General features: G+C 51.0%; 1 rRNA gene. It reads left to right on the forward strand.

Annotated features, from left to right (window positions below):
- Positions 1-29: 29 nt before the first annotated feature.
- Positions 30-2,920: ribosomal RNA gene (locus ELZ11_RS23650) — 23S ribosomal RNA — on the forward strand.
- Positions 2,921-3,047: the final 127 nt, after the last annotated feature.

A 3,047-nucleotide genomic window follows, 5' to 3' on the forward strand; every position in this document is an offset into this window, starting at 1 on the left:
CATCAACTCGAAACTTCTTCGGGTTGTATGGTTAAGTGACTAAGCGTACACGGTGGATGCCTTGGCAGTCAGAGGCGATGAAGGACGTATTAACTTGCGATAAGCCCAGATTAGACAGTAAAAGTCTTTTGAGTCTGGGATTTCCGAATGGGGAAACCCACTAGCACAAGCTAGTATCCTGTTGTGAATACATAGCAACAGGAGGCAAACCGGGGGAACTGAAACATCTAAGTACCTCGAGGAAGAGAAATCAACCGAGATTCCGAAAGTAGCGGCGAGCGAAATTGGATTAGCCCTTAAGCTTTTAATGATGCAGGTGAAGAGTCTGGAAAGTCTCGCAATAAAGGGTGATAGCCCCGTAACCGACACATCATAATCAGTGAAATCGAGTAGGGCGGGACACGTGATATCCTGTCTGAATATGGGGGGACCATCCTCCAAGGCTAAATACTACTGACTGACCGATAGTGAACCAGTACCGTGAGGGAAAGGCGAAAAGAACCCCTGTGAGGGGAGTGAAATAGAACCTGAAACCGTGTACGTACAAGCAGTAGGAGCACCTTCGTGGTGTGACTGCGTACCTTTTGTATAATGGGTCAGCGACTTATATTCAGTGGCAAGGTTAACCGTTTAGGGGAGCCGTAGGGAAACCGAGTCTTAACTGGGCGTTCAGTCTCTGGATATAGACCCGAAACCAGGTGATCTAGCCATGGGCAGGTTGAAGGTTGAGTAACATCAACTGGAGGACCGAACCGACTAATGTTGAAAAATTAGCGGATGACTTGTGGCTAGGGGTGAAAGGCCAATCAAACCTGGAGATAGCTGGTTCTCCCCGAAAGCTATTTAGGTAGCGCCTCGGACGAATACTACTGGGGGTAGAGCACTGTTAAGGCTAGGGGGTCATCCCGACTTACCAACCCTTTGCAAACTCCGAATACCAGTAAGTACTATCCGGGAGACACACGGCGGGTGCTAACGTCCGTCGTGGAGAGGGAAACAACCCAGACCGCCAGCTAAGGTCCCAAAGTATAGCTAAGTGGGAAACGATGTGGGAAGGCTCAGACAGCCAGGATGTTGGCTTAGAAGCAGCCATCATTTAAAGAAAGCGTAATAGCTCACTGGTCGAGTCGGCCTGCGCGGAAGATGTAACGGGGCTAAGCTATACACCGAAGCTGCGGCTGCACACTTTAGTGTGCGGGGTAGGGGAGCGTTCTGTAAGCCGTTGAAGGTGGTCTGTAAGGGCTGCTGGAGGTATCAGAAGTGCGAATGCTGACATGAGTAACGATAAAGGGAGTGAAAAACTCCCTCGCCGGAAGACCAAGGGTTCCTGTCCAACGTTAATCGGGGCAGGGTAAGTCGACCCCTAAGGCGAGGCCGAAAGGCGTAGTCGATGGGAAACGGGTTAATATTCCCGTACTTCTTACAATTGCGATGGGGGGACGGAGAAGGCTAGGTGGGCCTGGCGACGGTTGTCCAGGTTCAAGTAAGTAGGCGGATGGTTTAGGTAAATCCGGACCGTCATAACGCTGAGATACGATGTCGAGCTACTACGGTAGTGAAGTCATTGATGCCATGCTTCCAGGAAAAGCCTCTAAGCTTCAGATTGTAAGGAATCGTACCCCAAACCGACACAGGTGGTCGGGTAGAGAATACCAAGGCGCTTGAGAGAACTCGGGTGAAGGAACTAGGCAAAATGGTACCGTAACTTCGGGAGAAGGTACGCTCTTATCGGTGAAGTCCCTTGCGGATGGAGCTGACGAGAGTCGCAGATACCAGGTGGCTGCAACTGTTTATTAAAAACACAGCACTGTGCAAAATCGTAAGATGACGTATACGGTGTGACGCCTGCCCGGTGCCGGAAGGTTAATTGATGGGGTTAGACTTCGGTCGAAGCTCTTGATCGAAGCCCCGGTAAACGGCGGCCGTAACTATAACGGTCCTAAGGTAGCGAAATTCCTTGTCGGGTAAGTTCCGACCTGCACGAATGGCGTAATGATGGCCACGCTGTCTCCACCCGAGACTCAGTGAAATTGAAATCGCTGTGAAGATGCAGTGTACCCGCGGCTAGACGGAAAGACCCCGTGAACCTTTACTACAGCTTGGCACTGAACATTGAACCTACATGTGTAGGATAGGTGGGAGACTTTGAAACCGCGTCGCTAGATGTGGTGGAGTCGTCCTTGAAATACCACCCTTGTAGCTTTGATGTTCTAACGTCGGTCCCTGAATCGGGATTACGGACAGTGCCTGGTGGGTAGTTTGACTGGGGCGGTCTCCTCCCAAAGAGTAACGGAGGAGCACGAAGGTGGGCTAATCACGGTTGGACATCGTGAGGTTAGTGCAATGGCATAAGCCCGCTTGACTGCGAGAATGACAATTCGAGCAGGTGCGAAAGCAGGTCATAGTGATCCGGTGGTTCTGAATGGAAGGGCCATCGCTCAACGGATAAAAGGTACTCCGGGGATAACAGGCTGATACCGCCCAAGAGTTCATATCGACGGCGGTGTTTGGCACCTCGATGTCGGCTCATCACATCCTGGGGCTGAAGTCGGTCCCAAGGGTATGGCTGTTCGCCATTTAAAGTGGTACGCGAGCTGGGTTTAGAACGTCGTGAGACAGTTCGGTCCCTATCTGCCGTGGGCGTTGGAAAATTGAAGGGGGCTGCTCCTAGTACGAGAGGACCGGAGTGGACGAACCTCTGGTGTTCGGGTTGTCATGCCAATGGCATTGCCCGGTAGCTAAGTTCGGAATCGATAACCGCTGAAAGCATCTAAGCGGGAAGCGAGCCCTGAGATGAGTTTTCCCTGACGCTTTAAGCGTCCTTAAGGGTTGTTCAAGACTAGAACGTTGATAGGCAGGGTGTGTAAGCGCTGTGAGGCGTTGAGCTAACCTGTACTAATTGCCCGTGAGGCTTAACCATACAACACCCAAGAGGTTTTGTAGGACTCAAGAATGAGACCTTGAATGAGTTTGAAGTAGACCTTTTAGATATAGCTTTCCGAATTTTAGAATTTGCTTGGCGACCATAGCGTTGTGGACCCACCTGA

It is taken from the genome of Vibrio profundi (genome assembly GCF_005281835.1).
Lineage (GTDB): Bacteria > Pseudomonadota > Gammaproteobacteria > Enterobacterales > Vibrionaceae > Vibrio > Vibrio profundi.